General features: G+C 38.8%; 16 protein-coding genes. 14 read left to right on the plus strand and 2 right to left on the minus strand.

Annotated features, from left to right (window positions below; genetic code table 11):
• Positions 1–148: 148 nt before the first annotated feature.
• Positions 149–982: an alpha/beta hydrolase gene (locus QOS06_RS07030; RefSeq protein ID WP_229411484.1), complete on the minus strand. Its 834-nt coding sequence runs from the start codon at positions 980–982 to the stop codon at positions 149–151.
• A 389-nt stretch (positions 983–1,371) separates the two neighbouring features.
• Here QOS06_RS07030 and adhP point away from each other — a divergent pair, with 389 nt between their 5' ends.
• From adhP to QOS06_RS07065, 7 genes are all read left to right on the plus strand, one after another.
• Entirely contained in the window at positions 1,372–2,400 is a 1,029-nt protein-coding gene (adhP, locus tag QOS06_RS07035) for an alcohol dehydrogenase AdhP (RefSeq protein WP_003672262.1), read from the plus strand.
• A 173-nt stretch (positions 2,401–2,573) separates the two neighbouring features.
• Positions 2,574–3,041, plus strand: a complete 468-nt coding sequence (locus QOS06_RS07040) for a CtsR family transcriptional regulator (RefSeq protein WP_013923834.1) — start codon at positions 2,574–2,576, stop codon at positions 3,039–3,041.
• A 14-nt stretch (positions 3,042–3,055) separates the two neighbouring features.
• Positions 3,056–5,548 carry an ATP-dependent Clp protease ATP-binding subunit gene (locus QOS06_RS07045; RefSeq protein WP_283595698.1) on the plus strand — a complete coding sequence of 831 codons (2,493 nt, stop codon included), beginning with the start codon at positions 3,056–3,058 and terminating at the stop codon, positions 5,546–5,548.
• Between the two features lie 294 nt (positions 5,549–5,842).
• Positions 5,843–6,445, plus strand: coding sequence for a TetR/AcrR family transcriptional regulator (locus tag QOS06_RS07050; RefSeq protein ID WP_003664584.1), 603 nt, complete (start codon positions 5,843–5,845; stop codon positions 6,443–6,445).
• A gap of 227 nt (positions 6,446–6,672) precedes the next feature.
• Positions 6,673–10,290 carry a DNA-directed RNA polymerase subunit beta gene (rpoB, locus tag QOS06_RS07055; RefSeq protein WP_003674901.1) on the plus strand — a complete coding sequence of 1,206 codons (3,618 nt, stop codon included), beginning with the start codon at positions 6,673–6,675 and terminating at the stop codon, positions 10,288–10,290.
• 43 nt (positions 10,291–10,333) lie between these two features.
• Positions 10,334–13,969 carry a DNA-directed RNA polymerase subunit beta' gene (gene rpoC, locus QOS06_RS07060; RefSeq protein ID WP_003672258.1) on the plus strand — a complete coding sequence of 1,212 codons (3,636 nt, stop codon included), beginning with the start codon at positions 10,334–10,336 and terminating at the stop codon, positions 13,967–13,969.
• A gap of 69 nt (positions 13,970–14,038) precedes the next feature.
• Positions 14,039–15,214, plus strand: a complete 1,176-nt coding sequence (locus QOS06_RS07065; RefSeq protein WP_191338933.1) for a DUF998 domain-containing protein — start codon at positions 14,039–14,041, stop codon at positions 15,212–15,214.
• Positions 15,215–15,252: 38 nt separating this feature from the next.
• On the opposite strand, the gene QOS06_RS07070 is transcribed toward QOS06_RS07065, so the two are convergent.
• Complete coding sequence (locus QOS06_RS07070) at positions 15,253–15,927, minus strand: prepilin peptidase (protein ID WP_003672255.1); 675 nt, start codon at positions 15,925–15,927, stop codon at positions 15,253–15,255.
• Positions 15,928–16,194: 267 nt separating this feature from the next.
• Here QOS06_RS07070 and rpsL point away from each other — a divergent pair, with 267 nt between their 5' ends.
• From rpsL to rplW, 7 genes are all read left to right on the plus strand, one after another.
• Positions 16,195–16,614 (plus strand): 30S ribosomal protein S12, encoded by a 420-nt coding sequence (gene rpsL / locus QOS06_RS07075; protein WP_003664576.1) that lies wholly within the window; start codon positions 16,195–16,197, stop codon positions 16,612–16,614.
• Positions 16,615–16,634: 20 nt separating this feature from the next.
• Positions 16,635–17,105, plus strand: coding sequence for a 30S ribosomal protein S7 (rpsG, locus tag QOS06_RS07080; RefSeq protein ID WP_003668788.1), 471 nt, complete (start codon positions 16,635–16,637; stop codon positions 17,103–17,105).
• Positions 17,106–17,244: 139 nt separating this feature from the next.
• Positions 17,245–19,332, plus strand: coding sequence for an elongation factor G (gene fusA, locus QOS06_RS07085; protein WP_003672254.1), 2,088 nt, complete (start codon positions 17,245–17,247; stop codon positions 19,330–19,332).
• Positions 19,333–19,761: 429 nt separating this feature from the next.
• Entirely contained in the window at positions 19,762–20,070 is a 309-nt protein-coding gene (gene rpsJ, locus QOS06_RS07090; RefSeq protein WP_003664569.1) for a 30S ribosomal protein S10, read from the plus strand.
• A gap of 48 nt (positions 20,071–20,118) precedes the next feature.
• The gene (rplC, locus tag QOS06_RS07095; RefSeq protein ID WP_003664567.1) at positions 20,119–20,778 is read left to right on the plus strand and encodes a 50S ribosomal protein L3; all 660 of its coding nucleotides are present in this window, start codon (positions 20,119–20,121) and stop codon (positions 20,776–20,778) included.
• Between the two features lie 21 nt (positions 20,779–20,799).
• Entirely contained in the window at positions 20,800–21,423 is a 624-nt protein-coding gene (rplD, locus tag QOS06_RS07100) for a 50S ribosomal protein L4 (RefSeq protein WP_283595701.1), read from the plus strand.
• On the plus strand, positions 21,423–21,719 hold the full coding sequence (gene rplW / locus QOS06_RS07105) for a 50S ribosomal protein L23 (protein WP_003664564.1): 297 nt from the start codon (positions 21,423–21,425) through the stop codon (positions 21,717–21,719). Before rplD ends, rplW begins: the two co-directional genes overlap by 1 nt.
• Positions 21,720–21,740 lie beyond the last annotated feature (21 nt).

A 21,740-nucleotide genomic window follows, 5' to 3' on the forward strand; every position in this document is an offset into this window, starting at 1 on the left:
TTGGCACGCTCGTGAATACTTCGCCCCAATTGGCCAGCCTTCCCGCGGCGCTCGACATAGCCATTCGGGTGCCGCTTGAAAATATTTAAAAGGAAAATGCCAACCAGGCTTCCATAATTGAGGCGCTGATTGGCATTTTGTCGTTTGATTATGCGTTGAAACTGTCTTTTATAAACTTTGCAATTTGAGCTACTGGAATTTTTTCCATATTATCATAAAGATCAATATGTTCGCAGTTTTTTACGATCAATCTTTGCTTTGGTTGGTTAGCAAGGTAATAAGCTCTCTCGGAATAAGAACGGGAGTGAGCATTGTCTCCATAAATAAATAGGATTGGTCGTGGTGAAATTTCTTTAATATAGTCTGACGCAGAAAATTCAAGCATTGCTAAATTAGAAGTGGTTGTTGCAGTTCCACGTGCATTTGGATGGAAGCCACGTTTAAGAGCGTAAAAACGAAGCCACTCATTTGTTAACTCATCATGATTTGGTAAATCGTCAATACTATCATATGGTTCTTCTGGGAAGGAAGGATGATAGTCAGGCTGCCCATTTTCAAAATCGTCCCACCGTTGCTTTGATAATTGATCTTTAAGCTGGAATAATTGTTCAGGAGCAAGATTAGCCATCTCACGAATATCTGTCATATCATACATTGAAATTGTTACAACAAATTTAATTCGTGTATCAACAGCCGCAGCGCTAAGAGCAAAGCCTGCCCCTCCACTGATACCGATAACACTTATTTGTTCGCGATTGACATGCTTTGCTTTTGTACCTGGATAATCAACTGCGGCACTAAAAGATTCTGCATATAAGTCTGGAGAAGCAACATGACGAGGTTCGCCAGCTGATTCACCCATGTATACTTGATCAAATGCAAGGGTAACAAAACCTAATTGAGCAAACGTATTTGCATAAATTGCTGCTGCCTGTTCCTTTGTGCTTCCATAAGGTGCCCCGATTACGATGGCTGGTAACAATTTGTCTTCTTCTAGATTCTTAGGGGTGTAGATATCAGCAGTAATTGCCGTTCCATAACGATTATTGTAACGAATATGTTGCCGCTCTACATTTTCACTTAGCTACTCACTCCTTTGTCTAATTGATTAAATTATAACATCCATATTAATAGGGAGCGTCTAAAATTGTAACAGTAAAGTTTTGGTGATAATTAGTAAGTGATTTACTATACAATATTAAAAGAATTAATTTTCCGGGCGTTATCATTGTTATATCAGTGTTTTAAATAAAAAATAAAATTATTAATTTCGTTAAATGTGCAAATTTTCACTTTAAATTTGTCTAGGAGTTGTGGTACTATAAGCTTTGTAAAAAGTAATTTGTTTATTAATAAAGGAGATCTTACCTTATGAAAGCTGCTGTTATTAACGATCCAGTAGACGGTTTTGTTACTGTTAAAGATGTTCAACTTCGGGATTTAAAGCCCGGTGAAGCTTTAGTTGACATGGAATATTGTGGCCTTTGTCACACTGATTTACACGTTGCTGCTGGAGACTTTGGTAAGAAGCCAGGTCGTATTATCGGTCATGAAGGAGTTGGTCGTGTATCTAAGGTTGCCCCTGGGGTTACTTCATTAAAAGTTGGCGATCGTGTATCAATTGCATGGTTCTTCAAGGGCTGTGGACACTGTGAATATTGTTTAACAGGTCGTGAAACTCTTTGTCGGAATGTTCTTAATGCGGGTTACACTGCTGACGGTGCAATGGCTGAACAATGTATCGTACCAGCTGACTACGCTGTTAAGGTTCCAGAAGGTCTTGATCCTGTTGAAGCTACTTCATTAACTTGTGCTGGTGTTACGATGTACAAGGCATTAAAGGTTGCTGACATCAAGCCAGGTCAATGGGTATCAATCGTTGGTGCTGGTGGTTTAGGTAACTTGGGTATTCAATTTGCTCACAACGTATTTGGTGCTCATGTTATCGCTGTTGATGGTAATCCTGATAAGCTTGAAGCCGCTAAGAAGAATGGTGCTGAAATTTTAATTAACCGTCATGACGGTGATGTTGATAAGCAAATTCAAGAAAAGGTTGGCGGTGTTCACGCTGCTGTAGTAACAGCAGTTTCTCCCTCTGCATTCGACCAAGCAGTTGATTCACTTCGCCCAGATGGTAAGCTTGTTGCCGTTGCGCTTCCACAAGGTGACATGAAGCTTAACATTGCTAAGACTGTTCTTGATGGTATCATTGTTGCTGGTTCATTAGTTGGTACACGTCAAGACTTAGCTGAATGTTTCCAATTTGGTGCAGAAGGTAAGGTTCACCCAATTGTTAAGACTCGTAAGTTAAGCGAAATTAATGATATGATCCAAGAACTTAAGGATAACAAGGTTGTTGGTCGGAATGTTGTTGATTTTGTTCACAACGATAACGACTAATTAAAAAAGTAGTTCATATTTAATTCTCTAAAAGACTAGTGTTGCGCTTGAATGCTTCGCTAGTCTTTATTATTTTCTTAAATGTATAGCTGAATGATCATACAAGTAGGCGCCGACTCTAAAAGTGTGTTAAAATAATGGTCAAGATTAGTCAAAAGAGCCGAGGTGATATAATGGAGAATAAAAGTATTTCAGATATTATCGAAGCATACTTAAAAGAAATACTTGGTGACTCAGCTCAGGTCGAAATTCGTCGTTCTGAGATTGCCAACCAGTTTGATGTGGTACCGTCACAAATTAATTATGTTATTAAAACGAGGTTTACCATTCAAAATGGTTATTTAGTAAAGAGTAAGCGTGGAGGCGGCGGATATATTCGAATCGAGCGAGTTAATTTACTTGATGACGTAAATGTGCTAAACTCACTTATTCAAGCAATTGGCGACTCGGTTCGTGAACGTGATGCTTTTGATATTGTTCGAACGTTATATGAAGAAGACGTGATTACGAGACGTGAAGGAGACTTAATGCTAGTTGCATTATCTAAACAAGCACTAGCAGTTAATGATAGTAAGATTGAAGATCAGCTTCGCGCCCGTATATTAGTATCATTCTTGAATCGACTTCGCTATGAAAGTTAAAAGGGAGATTGTACATGGATAATATGTTCACGCCAAGTGCAAAGCATGTTCTAGCAATTGCACAAGAACAAGCAAAATACTTTAAACACCAAGCAGTAGGGACTGAACACCTTCTGCTTGCCCTCTCAATGGATAAAGATGGGATTGCTAACAAAATATTTGAACAATTTTCTATTACGAACGATGATATTCGTGAAGAAATTGAACGCTTAATTGGCTATGGAACGATGGAAAATCTGGGAGCTTCAGATTATCTCCCATACTCACCAAAAGCAAAGCAAGTATTATCGTTAGCAGGTAAAGAAGCCCAACAAATGCATGCATTGAAGATTGGCACTGAACACTTATTATTAGCCTTAATCGCTGATGAAAGTGTTCTATCTTCACGGATTTTATATAGTCTAGATGTTGTGCCACGACAGATGAGAAAAGTAATTTTACGGCGGTTAGGGATTGCTGATAGTCAGCAACGCAATCCTAATCGTCAATCATCTCGTCGACGGATTCAGCAAGCTGGTACACCAACATTAGATAAACTAGCTCGTGATATGACAGAACTTGCTCGGAATGGTCAGCTTGATCCTGTAATTGGTCGAAATAAGGAAGTTAAACGTGTGGAACAGATTCTTAGTCGTCGTACCAAGAACAACCCAGTTTTGATTGGAGAACCGGGAGTAGGGAAGACGGCGATTGCTGAAGGACTTGCTCAGCGGATGGTTGATGGTAAGGTTCCAGCTGAATTGGCTAATAAACGTTTGATGATGCTTGATATGGGATCATTAGTTGCAGGTACCAAGTATCGAGGAGAATTTGAAGATCGTCTTAAAAAAGTAATTGATGAGATTCAAAACGACGGGCATGTGATTCTTTTTATTGATGAACTCCATACCTTAATTGGTGCTGGTGGTGCTGAAGGTGCAATTGATGCCTCCAATATTTTGAAACCGGCCTTAGCGCGAGGCGAGTTGCAAACAATTGGTGCTACTACGCTTGATGAATATCAGAAATATATAGAATCGGATGCAGCACTTGAACGACGCTTTGCCACTGTTCAAGTTGATGAGCCGACTACTGACCAAACTCTACAAATCCTGCGAGGACTACGACCAAAGTATGAGGAGCACCATCATGCTAAAATTACTGATGAAGCGCTAGAAGAAGCAGTTAAATTGTCAGATCGTTATATTTCGGACCGGTTCTTGCCAGATAAAGCAATTGATCTTATTGATGAATCGGCAGCTATGGTTCGAATTGATGCTGAAGATAAGAAAAATCATCAGCCTTCACTAGAAAGTCAGTTAGAAGATTTGCGAACCCAAAAAGAAGAAGCAATTGATAATCAAGACTTTGATCGTGCAGCTACTCTTCGTCAACAGGAGTTAGCACTAAAAGATAAGATTGACCGTAAAAAACAACGCACTCAACAAAAAGATTCTCATAACTACAAATTGAAAGTAACTGGTGAAAACATTGCACAAGTTGTTGCTGAATGGACAGGAGTTCCTTTAACTCAATTGAAGAAGAGTGAAAGTGAACGATTGGTTAACTTGGAAAAGGTTCTGCATCAACGAGTAATTGGTCAAGATGAAGCAGTTACCGTAGTCGCTAAGGCAATTCGGCGTGCACGAAGCGGTCTTAAGGATCCTAGTCGGCCGATTGGTTCTTTTATGTTTTTAGGACCGACCGGGGTAGGAAAAACAGAGCTTGCCAAGGCATTAGCTGCTGCAATGTTTGGCTCGGAAGATAATATGATCCGGATTGATATGTCCGAATATATGGAAAAATATAGTACTAGTCGCTTGATTGGTGCCGCTCCAGGATATGTCGGTTATGACGAGGGTGGCCAACTAACTGAAAAAGTACGGCAACGTCCATATTCAGTTGTCTTATTAGATGAAGCTGAAAAGGCACATCCGGATGTATTTAATTTATTACTTCAAGTTTTAGATGATGGTTACTTAACTGATGCAAAAGGTCGGCGCGTTGATTTTAGAAATACCATTATTATTATGACTTCTAACCTTGGAGCAACTCAGCTTCAGGATGAAAAAGAAGTTGGTTTTGGGGCAAAAGATATGTCACAAGACTATAATGCGATGGCATCGGCAATTAAGCAACAAATGAGGTTATACTTCCGCCCAGAATTCCTTAATCGGATTGATGAAACGATTATCTTCCATTCATTACAAAAGAAAGAGCTTCATCAAATTGTTAAACTCATGGTTAATGATTTAAATAAACGGGTAAGTGAGCAAGGCATTAACTTGAAAGTTACGCCTGCTGCAATTGATGTAATTGCAAAGCTTGGTTACAATCCTGCTTATGGAGCTCGTCCGCTTCGTCGTGCTTTACAAGATCATGTTGAAGATGATTTGAGTACTGGACTACTTAGTGGTGAAATCAATGTTGGAGATGACGTAACAGTAGGTGCGCATCACGGTAAAATTACTTTTAAAGTAAAAAAGCCAGATGAAGATAAAGCTGTTGAATTAAAATTGAATAGATAAAAAGAACGGTAAATTATTCTGAAAGTGCAGAGTAATTTACCGTTTTGTATTCTGGTTTCATTAAATTTGAAATACACAAACCGAATATTTGAGTTTTATGTATTATAAAAATGTTATAATTGTAACTTTTGTTCTCTAATGATATCTAATGATAATAGAAGAAAAAGCTACCAAATTGCATTCATTTATCACATTTGATGATTATTTTTCTAAAACGGTTGTCAAAAGATAAGTTATAGCCTTATAATGTGTTTATCAGATAATTAATGATTAAAAATAGGGGATGAACAATAAATGAAGCGAGCAGAACAATTAGAAAAGACAAGACAAGCAATCTTAAAAACCGCTACAAAGTTATTTTTACAAAAGGGATTTGGTGAAACTTCAACACGGGATATTGCCAAACAGATTGGAATTACGCAACCGGCTTTATACCACCACTTCAGCGATAAAGAGGTTTTATATCTGGATGTAATGACAAATTTATGTGGAAAAGTTCGCCAAGATATTAATAAAGTAATGCGTAAACATGATTTGTCACCGAATGAACAATTATGGCAAATCACCAAGGCATTAAAAAAACATCATCCATTAAGTATTTATGACCAATACAATCAGGCAATGCGCCTATTATCGAAGAGTGCACAGCAAAAGCTTAATATGATCTTTACAATGGATTATCTAGAACCAATTGCAGCATTTTTCCGTCAACCAGATGTAGGGTTACGTCCTGATATTCTTCCTAAAGAAGCTGCTGAATTATTTATTGCAGGACTAACTCCAATTTTTGGCACTTCGCAATTAATTGGTGGCCATTCAATTACACCAGAACAACGTGACCAATTAATCCTAGACTGCATTATTAACGGTTTATCAAATTGGGGCGGAAAAAATTAAAAAATATAAAAATAATTGTTGACGAAATTTAATAGAACTTGTATACTTAAGTAGTATGTAATTGTGAGTTCATTTGAACCTGGTGATCTATTGTCCATCAGATTCTGCATAAAAGCCAAAGACAGTCGTTGAACTGTTTTTGGATTTTTTTTGCCCAAAAGTCGTATTTTAGGCAAATTGTAATCAAATTGTAACATTTAAATGAGCTCGCGGAATAAATTAGAGAGGTGAACAGTTTGGCTGGACATTTAGTTAAATACGGTAAACACCGTACCCGTCGTAGCTACTCGCGAATTAAAGAAGTTCTCGAATTGCCAAACCTTATTGAAATCCAAACCGATTCTTACAATTGGTTCATGGAAAAAGGTTTGCGGGAAATGTTTGATGATATTATGCCAATTGATGATTTTCAAGGAAAACTTTCTTTGGAATTCGTTGACTATCAACTTTTAGAACCTAAGTATACTGTTGACGAAGCTCGTGAACACGATGCTAATTACTCAGCACCACTTCATGTTACTTTACGGTTAACTAACCATGAAACTGGTGAGATTAAGTCTCAAGATGTATTCTTTGGTGACTTCCCATTAATGACTGACCAAGGTACATTCATTATTAATGGTGCCGAACGAGTTATTGTTTCACAATTAGTTCGTTCACCAGGTGTCTACTATAGTGAAGAAAATGATAAAAATGGTCGGCCAAACTACGGTGCTACCTTTATTCCAAACCGTGGTGCATGGTTAGAATACGAAACTGATGCTAAAAATGTTTCATATGTTCGAATCGACCGGACCCGTAAGTTACCAATGACTGAATTGATTCGTGCATTGGGCTTTGGCTCTGACGATGAAATTATTGACATGTTCGGTGGCGATAGTGAGACATTATCATTAACCTTGGATAAAGATGTTCACAAGAACGCTGAAGATTCTCGGGTTGAAGAAGCCTTAAAGGACATTTATGAACGGCTTCGTCCTGGTGAACCAAAGACTGCTGATTCAGCACGGAGCTTATTAACAGCTCGTTTCTTTGATCCAAAACGTTATGATATGGCACCAGTTGGTCGTTATAAGACAAATAAGAAGTTAATGCTTAAGTACCGTTTACTTGGACAAACTTTAGCTGAAACTTTAGCTGATCCTGATACTGGTGAAGTATTAGCACAAAAAGGTGATACGGTAACTAAGGAATTGCTTAATAAGCTTGAACCTTACTTAGACCGTGATGACTTTAAGACTATTACTTACACTCCATCAGATGAAGCGGTTGTAACTGAACCAGTTAAGTTACAAAAGATTTTAGTATATTCTAAGACTGATCCTGATCGAGTTGTACCTATTATTGGTAACGGTCATATCCCATTAGAATACAAGCACATTGAACCAGCTGATATTCTTGCTTCCTTAAACTACTTCTTTAACTTACAAGAAGGTATTGGTAGTACAGACGATATCGACCACTTAGGTAACCGTCGTATTCGTTCAGTTGGTGAATTACTTCAAAACCAATTCCGGATTGGTCTTGCACGGATGGAACGAGTTGTTCGTGAACGGATGTCAATTCAAGATCCTGACACTGTTACTCCACAGCAATTAATCAATATTCGTCCAGTTGTTGCTTCTATTAAAGAATTCTTTGGTTCATCCCAACTTTCCCAGTTCATGGACCAAACTAACCCACTAGGTGAATTAACTCATAAGCGTCGTCTTTCAGCTCTTGGTCCTGGTGGTTTAACTCGTGACCGGGCTGGATATGAAGTGCGGGACGTTCACTATACTCACTATGGCCGGATGTGCCCTATTGAAACACCAGAAGGTCCTAACATTGGTCTTATTAACAGTCTTTCATCTTACGCACGGGTAAATAAATATGGATTCATCGAAACTCCATACCGTCGTGTTTCCTGGAAGGATCACAAGGTAACTGATAAGATTGATTACTTAACTGCTGACGAAGAAGATAACTTCATCATTGCTCAGGCTAACACGCCATTAAATGATGATGGTTCATTTGTTGACGATCAAGTAATGGCTCGTGATAAAGATGACTACATCGAAACCAGTGTTGAAAACATTGACTACATGGATGTTTCTCCTAAGCAAGTTGTTTCTGTTGCCTCTGCATGTATCCCATTCCTTGAAAACGATGACTCCAACCGTGCATTGATGGGTGCTAATATGCAACGGCAGGCTGTTCCTTTGATCAATCCTCATGCTCCATTGGTAAGTACTGGTATTGACTACAAGGCTGCCCATGACTCTGGGGTTGCGATGATTGCTAAGAAGCCAGGAACGGTTGAATATGTAGATGCTCGTGAAGTACGGGTTCGTGAAGAAGATGGAACACTTGATACTTACAAGTTAATGAAGTTCCGTCGTTCAAACGGTGGTAAGAACTACAACCAACGCCCAATTGTTAAGGTTGGCGAACATGTTGATGCTGATGACGTGTTAGCTGATGGTCCATCAATGGAACAAGGTGAATTGGCTCTTGGACAAAACCCATTAATTGCCTTCATGACTTGGCAAGGATATAACTTCGAAGATGCCATCGCCATTAATGAACGATTAGTTAAAGACGATGTTTATACTTCTATTCACATCGAATCATACGAATCTGAAGCACGTGAAACCAAGCTTGGACCTGAAGAAATGACGCGGGAAATTCCAAACGTTGGTGACGATGCTTTGAAAGATCTTGATGAAAACGGGATTGTTCGTGTCGGTGCCGAAGTTCATGATGGAGATATTTTAGTAGGTAAGGTTACTCCAAAGGGAATGACTGAATTATCTGCCGAAGAACGTCTTCTTCACGCTATCTTTGGTGAAAAGTCACGTGAAGTTCGTGATACTTCATTACGTGTTCCTCACGGTGGTGGCGGAATCATCCAAGATGTTAAAGTCTTTACTCGTGAAAATGGGGATGAATTATCACCAGGTGTAAATACAATGGTTCGTGTTTACATTGCACAAAAGCGGAAGATCCAAGTTGGGGATAAGATGTCTGGACGTCATGGTAACAAGGGTACTGTTTCTATCGTTGTACCAGAAGAAGATATGCCATACATGCCAGATGGAACTCCGATTGATATTATGCTTAGTCCAATGGGTGTGCCAAGTCGTATGAACATTGGTCAGCTTCTTGAATTGCACCTAGGAATGGCTGCTCGTCGTCTTGGAATTCATATGGCTACTCCAGTATTCGATGGTGCATCTGATAAAGATGTTTGGGATGCTGTTCGTGAATCTGGATTCCCAGAAGACGGTAAGACAATTCTTTATGACGGTCGTACCGGTGAACCATTTGAAAACCGGATTGCTGTTGGTTCAATGCACTATCTTAAGTTAGCTCACATGGTTGATGATAAGATTCACGCTCGCTCAACTGGTCCTTACTCACTTGTTACTCAACAGCCATTAGGTGGTAAGGCACAATTTGGTGGACAGCGTTTCGGTGAAATGGAAGTTTGGGCTCTTGAAGCTTATGGTGCTGCTTACACTCTTCAAGAAATCCTTACTTACAAGTCAGATGATACTGTTGGTCGTGTTCGGACTTATGATGCAATCATCAATGGTCAACCAATTCCTAAGCCAGGTGTTCCAGAATCATTCCGTGTTCTTGTTAAGGAATTACAAGCATTAGGTCTTGATATGAAGGTTCTTGATGGTAACAACAAGGAAATTCAGTTAAAGAACATGGACGAAGATGATGATGAAGTTGTAAATGTTGATGCATTAGCTAAATATGCAGAAGAACATAAAACAGACGATAAGAAGAACGAAGAAGAAAACAAGTCTGAAGCAACTTCAACAACTACCGATGACAAAACTAATCAAAATTAATATTTAGGTTGCTACGGTTTACTGAAAGAAGGAGGAACATCCTTTGATTGATGTCAATAAATTTGAAAGTATGCAGATCGGTCTGGCATCTCCAGATAAGATCCGTAGTTGGTCATATGGGGAAGTTAAAAAGCCCGAGACTATTAACTACCGGACATTAAAGCCAGAAAAGCAAGGTCTGTTTGACGAACGAATCTTTGGCCCAACCAAGGATTACGAATGTGCGTGTGGAAAGTACAAGCGTATCCGTTACAAAGGTCGTGTTTGTGACCGTTGTGGTGTTGAGGTTACTAGTGCAAAAGTTCGTCGTGAACGGATGGGGCACATTGAATTAGCTGCTCCTGTATCTCACATTTGGTACTTTAAAGGAATTCCAAGTCGAATGGGACTTGTATTAGATATGAGCCCACGTTCACTTGAAGAAGTTATTTACTTTGCTTCATATGTTGTTCTTGACCCAGGTGATACTCCACTTGAAAAGAAACAACTTTTAACTGAAGCTGAATATCGTGATAAAAAAGCAGAATATGGTGACCGTTTCAAAGCTGAAATGGGAGCTGCTGCTATTCAAAAACTTTTAGCTGATGTTGACTTAGAAAAGGAAGCTGCTGAATTAAAAGAAGAATTGAAAGAAGCTACTGGTCAAAAACGGACTCGTGCTATTCGTCGTCTTGATATTCTTGAAGCTTTCATTAAGTCAGGAAACAAGCCTGAATGGATGGTTATGGATGTAATTCCAGTTATGCCACCTGACTTGCGGCCAATGGTTCAACTTGAAGGGGGACGTTTTGCTACCTCCGATTTGAACGATTTATATCGGCGGGTTATTAACCGTAATAACCGGTTAAAGCGACTTCTTAAATTGCAAGCACCTGGAATTATTGTTCAAAATGAAAAACGGATGCTACAAGAAGCTGTTGATGCATTAATTGATAACGGGCGCCGTGGACGTCCAGTAGCTGGACCAGGTAATCGTCCATTGAAGTCACTTTCTCACTTACTTAAGGGTAAGCAAGGACGTTTCCGTCAAAACTTACTTGGTAAGCGTGTTGACTACTCTGGCCGTTCCGTTATTGATGTTGGTCCATCATTGAAGTTGAACCAAATGGGATTACCAGTTCCAATGGCACTTGAATTATTTAAGCCATTTATTATGCATGAATTGGTAAAGCGTGGTCTTTCTGCTAACGTTAAAGCTGCTAAGCGTAAGATTGATCGCAGTGATGATGATGTCTTTGATGTATTGGAAGACGTTATTAAGGAACACCCAGTTCTATTAAACCGGGCACCTACTCTTCACCGGTTAGGTATCCAAGCGTTTGAACCAATCTTGGTTTCTGGTAAGTCAATGCGTCTTCACCCATTAGTATGTTCAGCATATAACGCTGACTTTGATGGGGATCAGATGGCTATTCACGTTCCATTATCTGATGAAGCTCAAGCGGAGGCACGTTTGTTAATGCTTGCTGCTCACCATATTCTTAGTCCTCGTGACGGAGAACCTATTGTTTCACCATCACAGGATATGGTTATTGGTAACTACTACATGACTACTGAAGATAAGGGTCGTGAAGGTGAAGGAATGATCTTCAAGGATACTGATGAAGCTGAACTTGCTTACCGCAATGACTATGTTTCATTACAAACCCGTGTTGGAGTTCAAGTATCTGCATTCCCTGAAAAGCCATTTACTGATGAACAACGAGGCAAGATCATGGTGACAACTGTTGGTAAGCTTCTTTTCAATCGAATTATGCCAAAAGATTTTGCTTATATTAACGAACCAACAGATGCAAATATTCAAAATGGTGTTGATGATCGTTTCTTCCTTGAACCTGGTCAAGATATTCATGAATACCTTGAAAATGCACCATTAGTTCCACCATTTAAGAAGGGCTTCTTATCTGACTTGATCGCTGAAGTATACAAGCGTTACAAAGTTACGAAGACTTCTCAATTCTTGGACCGTATTAAGGACTTAGGTTACTACGAATCAACTATTTCTGGTTTAACGACTGCTATGTCTGATATTCATGATTTGCCAGAAAAACCAGAAATTCTTGATAAGGCACAAAAGCAAGTTGCTTTAATTACTAAGCAATTCCGTCGTGGTTTAATTACAGACGATGAACGTTATGAACGAGTAATCGGTGCATGGAACGATGCTAAGGATGAAGTTCAAAACAAGTTAATTGAACACATGGATATCCATAACCCAATTAACATGATGTCCGACTCTGGTGCGCGGGGTAACATTTCAAACTTTACTCAGTTAGCCGGAATGCGTGGATTGATGGCATCACCAAACGGTAAGATTATGGAATTACCTGTTAAGTCAAACTTCTATGAAGGACTTTCAGTGTTGGAAATGTTTATTTCATCACACGGTGCTCGTAAAGGTATGACTGATACAGCCTTGAAGACTGCCAACTCAGGTTACTTAACTCGTCGTCTGGTTGATGTTGCGCAGGATGTGGTTGTTCGTGAAAAAGACTGTGGTACTGATCGTGGACTTGAAGTTACTGCTATTACAAACGGTAACGAAATGATTGAACCGCTTTATGATCGAATCATGGGCCGTTACACTATGAAGTCTGTCTTTGATCCTAAGACTGGTGAAAAAATTGTTGGTAAGAATGTCCTTATCGACGAAGAAATGGCTCAAAAGATTGTTGATGCCGGCGTAAAGAAAGTAACTATTCGTTCAGCATTTACTTGCAACACTGAACATGGTGTATGTGAACGTTGTTATGGACGAAATGCAGCTACTGGTGACCGTGTAGAAGCTGGTGAAGCTGTCGGAACTGTTGCCGCTCAATCAATTGGTGAACCAGGTACTCAGTTAACTCTTCGTAACTTCCACACTGGTGGGGTTGCTGGTAACGATGATATTACTCAAGGTCTTCCACGTATCCAAGAAATTGTTGAAGCACGTAATCCTAAAGGTCGGGCAACAATTACAGAGGTTACTGGTGAAGTTGTGTCTATCGAAGAAAACCCTGCTGAACGGACGAAGGATATTACGATTAAGGGTGAGACTGATACCCGAACTTACACCCTTCCAATTACAGCACGGATGAAAGTTGCTGAAGGTGATTTCATTCACCGTGGGGCACCACTAAATGAAGGTTCGATTGATCCTAAGGAATTAATCCAAGTTCGTGATGTTCTTTCTACTGAAACTTACCTCTTATCGCAAGTTCAAGGTGTTTACCGGATGCAGGGTATTGACTTGTTAGATAAGCACGTTGAAATTATGATTCGTCAAATGATGCGGAAAGTTCGTGTCATGGATCCAGGTGATACCGACCTTCTACCGGGTCAATTGATGGATATCAGTCAATTCCGTGACGCTAACAAGGATACCTTAGTTGCTGGAAATATTCCTGCAACAGCTCGTCCTGTTATTCTTGGTATTACTAAGGCTGCCTTAGAGACAAACAGTTTCTTGTCCGCTGCTTCATTCCAAGAAACTACACGTGTATTAACCGATGCTGCTATTCGTGGTAAGAACGATCCGTTGGTTGGATTGAAAGAAAATGTTATTATTGGTAAGATTATTCCTGCAGGTACTGGTATGAGTGCTTACCGGAACATCAAGCCAAAAGAAGTTAGTGTAGCTGCTTACTCAATTAAAGATATTGAGGCTAAGTTAAAAGAAGAAGATAAGCAAAACTAATTTATAAAAAAGGCAATGGTTAACCTGTGAAGGGGCCATTGCCTTTTTAGTTTAAAATGAGGTGATTACTTGGCAAAAAAATATCAGATAGAAATTCCTGACTCAGCATTTAAAAAGACAGACTTCTCTACGAACGAAGAGCTCTCTCTTAGTGTTAATCATAAACAAATTAACATCCGTCCAATAAATGTGAGTGATCAACTACCTAAAATTAACATTTTCTGGTATGTGATTCCTTCAATTATTTTAGCTGCAATATTTTTAGCTTTTTTTAGCGCCAGAAAAATTAACACGGTCCCGATAACAGGTGATGATTATTCCATTGCTAATGGTGCATTAATCTTAGGAGTATGTAGTGGAATCCTATCGTTTTTGATAACTTTTATTATTACTAAAATTCTCGGAAAAGGGCCCAGCAAGGATTTTCATTGGCGGAGTTTGCCAACAATTACGATTGCATGTGGACTAATCATTGCATTCTCACTATCGGCAATTTTTTGGTTATTTGGCCAGATGTTTAAGGATGCACGGTTTGATATTTATACAGCAACTGCTTTTGTATTTGTAATTATTGCGGCAATAAATTATATTATGATTAACTTGGCTTTAACATTATCATCGGGAGTTATCACCAATTTATTAACAATAATGATCATTGGTGGAATGCTTTTTTCAATGCTGACGAATTCTAAACGAGATTGGTGGCGTTATAATTTTAGTTTTTTAGGAACGGCAAAAAATTCCACCAGTTTGCAATTTAATATAACTTTGATTTTTACTGGATTACTAATGATTGCTTTAGTTGATTACTTGTTTGTAAATATTCAACGTCGGTATCATGGTTATAAAATTCAAGTATTGCGGTGGCTGTTAATTATGCTAGCTATCTGTATTGCTTCTATTGGTCTTTTTCCCAATAATCCAGAATTTCACGTTTTACATGACAGAATTTCAATGTGGCTTGTTTATATTATGCTAATTCTGATTGTAGTTATTAGGTGTGTTCTACCCGAAGTCACTAAACAATTTTTGGTGATTTCTTATACGATTGGAGCCGCAATGAGTATCGAATATATTGTTTTTAAGTTAACTGATTATCTTTCTTTAACTGCATTCGAATTATTTGAATTTGGCTTAGCTTTTTCTTGGTTGCTCTTATTACTACAAAATATTGAAAACCTCGCTCAATTTGGGCAAAACTTATTTGTAGTAAAACTCAAACCAGTAAAAGATGATACTAATTAAATATTGTAAAAGACTAGGGTATCCTGGTCTTTTATTTTTTAACAGCCTTGTATAAGAAGACACAGAATAGTAGTGAAAGCTAGTGCGGGGATAAATGGTAGTTTCTTTTTTCTTGTAAACAAAAAGATGAATAGCATGATTAAAGAACTCCATTGGATAATTATGAGTGTTTGGTACCATCCCCATATCAGACATATTACAAATAAAAATTCAATATCACCAATTCCTAGTGTCTTAGTAAAAATAGTGAACAATAGTAAACTGACTGCTAGAATACAGGCAAAAATCAAATTGTAAAAATAATTTTGTGGAATGGATAATAAGGAAATAGGAAATAGTCCCAATAGTGAATAGGAATAGATTACATGACTAAAAAAATCAGTAGAAGTTAAGAAGATTAAGCTAGTGAGAAAGAGAAGAATGATTAAGTCATGAATAGGTTCATAGCTGATGAAAGTGATAAAAGCAATCCCGGATAAGAATTCAATTACAGGCAGATATAAACTAATTTTTTGTTTACAATAAAAGCATTGACCGCGAAGGATGATAAAACTAAAAATAGGGATGAGATGCCACCATCGCAAAATAGAATGGCAATTGTCACAATATGACCGCTGAGGAATGATTAAAGAGCAATTATTGCCTAGACGATAGCAACAAGAAGTAATAAATGAAGCGACAGAAGCACCAAATAAAAATAATAAAACTAACATGAAAAACCTCCCAATAAATAAATACGTAATTTTTAATGAAATTCACTTTTAAATTAACGATTTAAAAGAAATCGATAAGGATACGTTGACATTCATTTGTGAGCATGATAGTCTATTTAAGGTGCTTTTTTAGCAACGGAGTGTCTGTCGTTGGGCAGATGCGTCAACGAAGGCACAAAAATTGTATAAATACATACAGGACTTTTTTTATCCATAAAAAAGAACCGCCTGGATGTGTGGACTTAAATTAAGGAAGGGGAAAAAATAATGCCAACCATTAACCAATTGGTACGTAAAGGCCGTAAGAGCCACAAGGGCAAGTCAAAGTCACCAGCTCTTGGTTATGTTTACAACACTTTCAAGAAAGAAGAAATTAAGACTCCATCACCACAAAAGCGTGGAGTTGCTACTCGTGTGGGTACTATGACTCCTAAGAAGCCTAACTCAGCTTTACGGAAGTACGCCCGTGTACGTCTTTCAAACTTAATCGAAGTTACTGCTTATATTCCTGGTATTGGACACAACCTCCAAGAACACTCAGTTGTTTTAATTCGTGGTGGTCGTGTTAAGGATTTACCTGGGGTTCGTTACCACATCATCCGTGGTACTCTAGATACTGCTGGTGTTGAAGGCCGTATGCAATCACGTTCTAAGTACGGTGCTAAGAAGCCTAAGGATAAGAAGTAATTTTAAGGAGGAGTTAAGTAATGCCACGTAAAGGACATGTACAAAAGCGTGAAATTTTACCAGATCCAATGTACAACTCAAAGTTGGTTACTAGCTTAATTGATCACTTAATGATTGATGGTAAGCGTGGAACTGCTACTAAGATTTTATACGCTGCTTTTGATGAAATTAAGAACGAAACTGGTAATGATCCAGTTGAAGTATTCCAACAAGCAATGGAAAATGTTATGCCTGTCTTGGAAGTTAAGGCTCGTCGTGTTGGTGGTTCTAACTACCAAGTTCCGATTGAAGTTCGTCCAGACCGTCGTACTACATTAGGTCTTCGTTGGATTGTTCAATACGCACGTTTGCGCGGTGAACATACAATGGTTGAACGTCTTGCACGTGAAATCATCGATGCTTCAAACAATACTGGAGCTTCAGTTAAAAAGCGTGAAGATACGCACCGTATGGCAGAAGCCAACCGTGCATTCGCACACTACCGCTGGTAATAATCACTGTCATTTGATTCTGGTTATTTAACTAGTTTCAGTGAAGGGGGTGACGTTCAAACATCGATTACGTCACCCCTTTTTGAAAATAATGGTAAAATAAGGATAACCATATTTCGGAAGGAGATACTCTTTTAAGATGGCTAATAAACGTGAATACCCACTTGCTAAGACTCGTAACATCGGTATCATGGCACATATTGATGCCGGTAAGACGACTGCAACTGAGCGGATTCTATATTACACTGGTAAGATTCACAAAATTGGTGAAACCCATGATGGTGCTTCACAAATGGACTGGATGGATGAAGAAAAGGAACGTGGTATTACTATCACGTCAGCAGCTACTACTGCTGTTTGGAAAGATAACCGGATCAACATCATTGATACTCCAGGACACGTGGACTTTACTGTCGAAGTTGAACGTGCATTACGTGTTCTTGATGGTGCTGTAACAGTTCTTGATGCTCAAGCTGGTGTTGAACCACAAACAGAAACTGTTTGGCGTCAAGCTGACCAATTTAACGTTCCACGGATCGTTTTTGCGAACAAGATGGATAAGATTGGGGCTAACTTTGATTACTCAGTTCAAACTATTAAAGACCGTTTGAATGTTACTCCTCTTCCTATTCAAATGCCAATTGGTGCTGAAGATGACTTTATCGGTTTAGTTGACCTTGTTAAGATGGTTGCCTATGTTTATGACGAAGATAAGCTCGGTACTAACTGGGATACTGTTGAGATTCCTGATGATATGAAGGAAGAAGCTCAAAAGCGTCATGACGAAATGGTTGAAACATTAGCTGATATTGACGATAACTTAATGGAAAAGTACCTTGAAGGTGAAGAAATTTCTGTTGATGAAATCAAAGCAGCTATTCGTAAAGGTACTTTGGAAGAACAAATTTTCCCTGTATTAGCTGGTTCAGCTTACAAGGATAAAGGTATTCAAATGATGCTTGATGCTGTTATTGATTATCTTCCATCACCACTTGATGTTAAGCCATTCGTTGCTCATGATGCTGATGGAAATGAAATTGAATTAACAGCTGGTGATGATAAGCCATTTGCTGCCTTAGCATTTAAGATTGCTACTGACCCATTCGTTGGTCGTTTGACATTCTTACGTGTTTACACTGGTTCACTTCAATCAGGTTCATACGTTCTTAATGCTACTAAGGACAAGCGTGAACGTATCGGTCGTTTGCTTCAAATGCACTCTAACCAACAACAAGAAATTCCAGAAGTATTCTCTGGTGATATTGCTGCTGCTATTGGTTTGAAGAACACTACTACTGGTGATTCATTAACTGATCCTGACCATCCACTTCAACTTGAATCAATGGACTTCCCAGAACCTGTTATCCAAGTTTCTGTAGAACCTAAGTCTAAGGCGGACCAAGATAAGATGGACAAGGGTCTTCAAAAGCTTGCTGAAGAAGACCCAACATTCAAGGCTGAAACTAATCCTGAAACTGGTGAAACTTTAATTGCTGGTATGGGTGAGCTTCACTTGGACATTATTGTTGAACGTCTTCGTCGGGAATTCCACGCTGAAGTTACTGTTGGTAAGCCACAAGTTTCATACCGTGAAGCATTTACTAAGACTGCAAGTGCTCAAGGTAAGTTTGTTCGTCAATCTGGTGGTAAAGGTCAATACGGTGATGTATGGATCGAATTTACACCACTTAAAGAAGGGGAAGGATTCGAATTTGAAGATGCCATCGTTGGTGGTGTTGTTCCTCGTGAATTTATCCCTGCTGTTGAACAAGGATTAAAGGAAGCTATGCAAAATGGTGTTCTTGCAGGTTACCCACTTGTTGACATGCATGCTAAACTTTATGATGGTAGTTACCACGAAGTCGACTCTAGTGAAGCCGCCTTTAAGGTTGCTGCATCATTAGCACTTAAGAATGCTGCTAAGAAAGCAGATCCTGTTATCCTTGAACCAATTATGAAGGTTGACATTGTTGTACCACAAGACAACATGGGTGATGTTATGGGTCAAGTAACAGCTCGTCGTGGTACCATTGATGGTATGGAAGAACGTGGTAATGCTCAATTAATCCACTCATTTGTTCCACTTTCTGAAATGTTTGGATACGCTACTGCATTGCGTTCAGCAACACAAGGTCGTGGTACCTTCACTATGACTTTCGATCACTACTCAGCTGTTCCTAAGTCTGTTCAAGAAGATATTATTAAGAAAAACGGTGGCAATAACTAATTATTGACATTGTGATCTCAAGTCCATCAAAGAGCTACAGTTTGATTACTGTAGTTCTTTTTTGTTTGATGATAAAAATTCAAAAAGCATTTTAATGAATTTCGTCAAAACAAATAAATTACTTTTTAATACATCAGAAAAATTAATGGTATTTTAGTATCGCTAATTTTTAACTAACTTAGGAAGAAAATTTTACAAAAATATTTCAATTGAAAATATTCTAAAATTTCCCTTGATCTAATTACATTTCTTTAGTATTATGGATAGGTGCTTGAGCTTTGGAGGTAGATTTGCCTTACCCCCTATTAAGTGAAAGCTGCGAAGCGTTGATGCGGAAGGTTGCGACACACCCGGCCGCTTTGCCACAGGATGTGGCGGTAATTTCCGCGGAGCTAGTCAAATTTTAAATCTGACGAAGGAGGGAACATAATGGCAAAACAAAAGATTCGTATTCGGTTAAAGGCTTATGAACACCGTATTTTAGATCAATCTGCTGATAAGATTGTTGAAACCGCTAAGCGGACAGGTGCTCAAATTTCAGGTCCTATTCCGTTACCAACTGAACGGACTATCTACACTGTTATCCGTTCACCACACAAATTTAAGAAGTCACGGGAGCAATTCGAAATGCGCACACACAAGCGTTTAATCGATATTGTTGACCCAACACCTAAGACCGTTGATTCATTAATGAAGCTCGATCTTCCTAGTGGTGTTGATATTGAAATTAAGCTTTAATTGTTAGAATAAGAATAATACATAAAACATAAAATTGGAGGTGTACTCATGACCAAAGGAATCTTAGGTAAAAAGGTTGGAATGACTCAAGTATTCACTGACAATGGTGAATTAGTTCCAGTTACTGTTATCGATGTTACACCAAACGTTGTAATGCAAATTAAGACCGTTGAAAACGATGGTTACAGTGCTGTACAACTTGGTTTTGATGACAAGCGGGAAGTTTTGAGCAACAAACCTGAACAAGGTCATGCAGCAAAAGCAAATACGACCCCTAAGCGCTTCATCGGTGAAATCCGCGACGCTGAATTAGGGGACATTAAAGTCGGAGACGAAGTTAAGGCTGACGTTTTCGCAGAAGGTGAAACTGTCGACGTTACGGGTACTACCAAGGGTCATGGTTACCAAGGTAACATCCATAAGGATAACCAATCTCGTGGACCTATGGCACACGGTTCTCGTTACCACCGTCGTCCTGGTTCATTGGGTGCCATTATCAACCGGGTTTTCAAGGGCATGAAGCTCCCTGGTCGTATGGGTGGCAAGACTGTTACCATGCAACACTTACAAGTTGTTAAGGTTGATCTTGACAACAACGTATTACTCATCAAGGGTAATGTTCCTGGTGCAAACAAGTCTTACGTAACTATTAAGAACTCAGTTAAGGCTAATACTAAGAAGAGTCTTAGCAAACAACACAATAAATAAGAAGAAAGGAGGAAGTAAATAATGACTAGCGTTAATTTATATAAACAAGATGGTAGCCAAAACGGTACTGTTGAATTAAACGATGCAGTATTTGGTGTTGAACCAAATGAAAATGTTGTATTTGATGCAATTTTGCGTCAACGTGCTTCATTACGTCAAGGTACACATGCTGTAAAGAATCGTTCTGCAGTTAGCGGTGGTGGTAAGAAGCCATGGCGTCAAAAGGGTACTGGTCGTGCTCGTCAAGGTTCTATCCGTTCTCCACAATTCCGTGGTGGTGGTATTGTTTTTGGACCTACTCCACGTTCATATAAGTACAGCCTTCCTCGTAAGGTTCGTCAACTTGCAATCAAGTCTGCCCTTTCCCAAAAGGTTCTTGATAACAGCTTTGTAGTAGTTGATGCATTAAACTTTGATGCACCAAAGACAAAGGGATTCGCTGATGTTATGGGTAACTTAAACGTTGCTGAAAAGACATTAGTTGTTGTTACTGATGACGACAAGAATGCTGCTTTATCAGCACGTAACTTAGCTAATGCTACAGTTGTTACTCCAGCAGGTGTTAACATCTTGAACGTTGTTGATAACCAAAAGATTGTTATCACTAAGTCAGCTCTTTCTCAAGTAGAGGAGGTGCTCGCATAATGGAAGCACGCGACATTATTTTACGTCCAGTAGTTACTGAAGCTTCAATGGCTGGTATGGACAACAAGCGTTACACTTTTGATGTTGATTTACGAGCAACTAAGACACAAGTTAAAAATGCTGTTGAAGAAATTTTTGGCGTTAAAGTTGTAAAAGTTAACATTATGAATGTAAAAGGTAAGTTAAAGCGCCAAGGTCGTTACGAAGGATACACTAAGCGTCGTCGTAAGGCTATTGTTACTTTATCTGCCGACTCAAATGAAATTAAGTTGTTTAACGACAACAACGAAAACTAATCATTAAAAAAAGGAGGAAAA

Source organism: Limosilactobacillus sp. DJ3M12, assembly GCF_947381695.1.
GTDB classification, from domain to species: domain Bacteria; phylum Bacillota; class Bacilli; order Lactobacillales; family Lactobacillaceae; genus Limosilactobacillus; species Limosilactobacillus kinnaridis.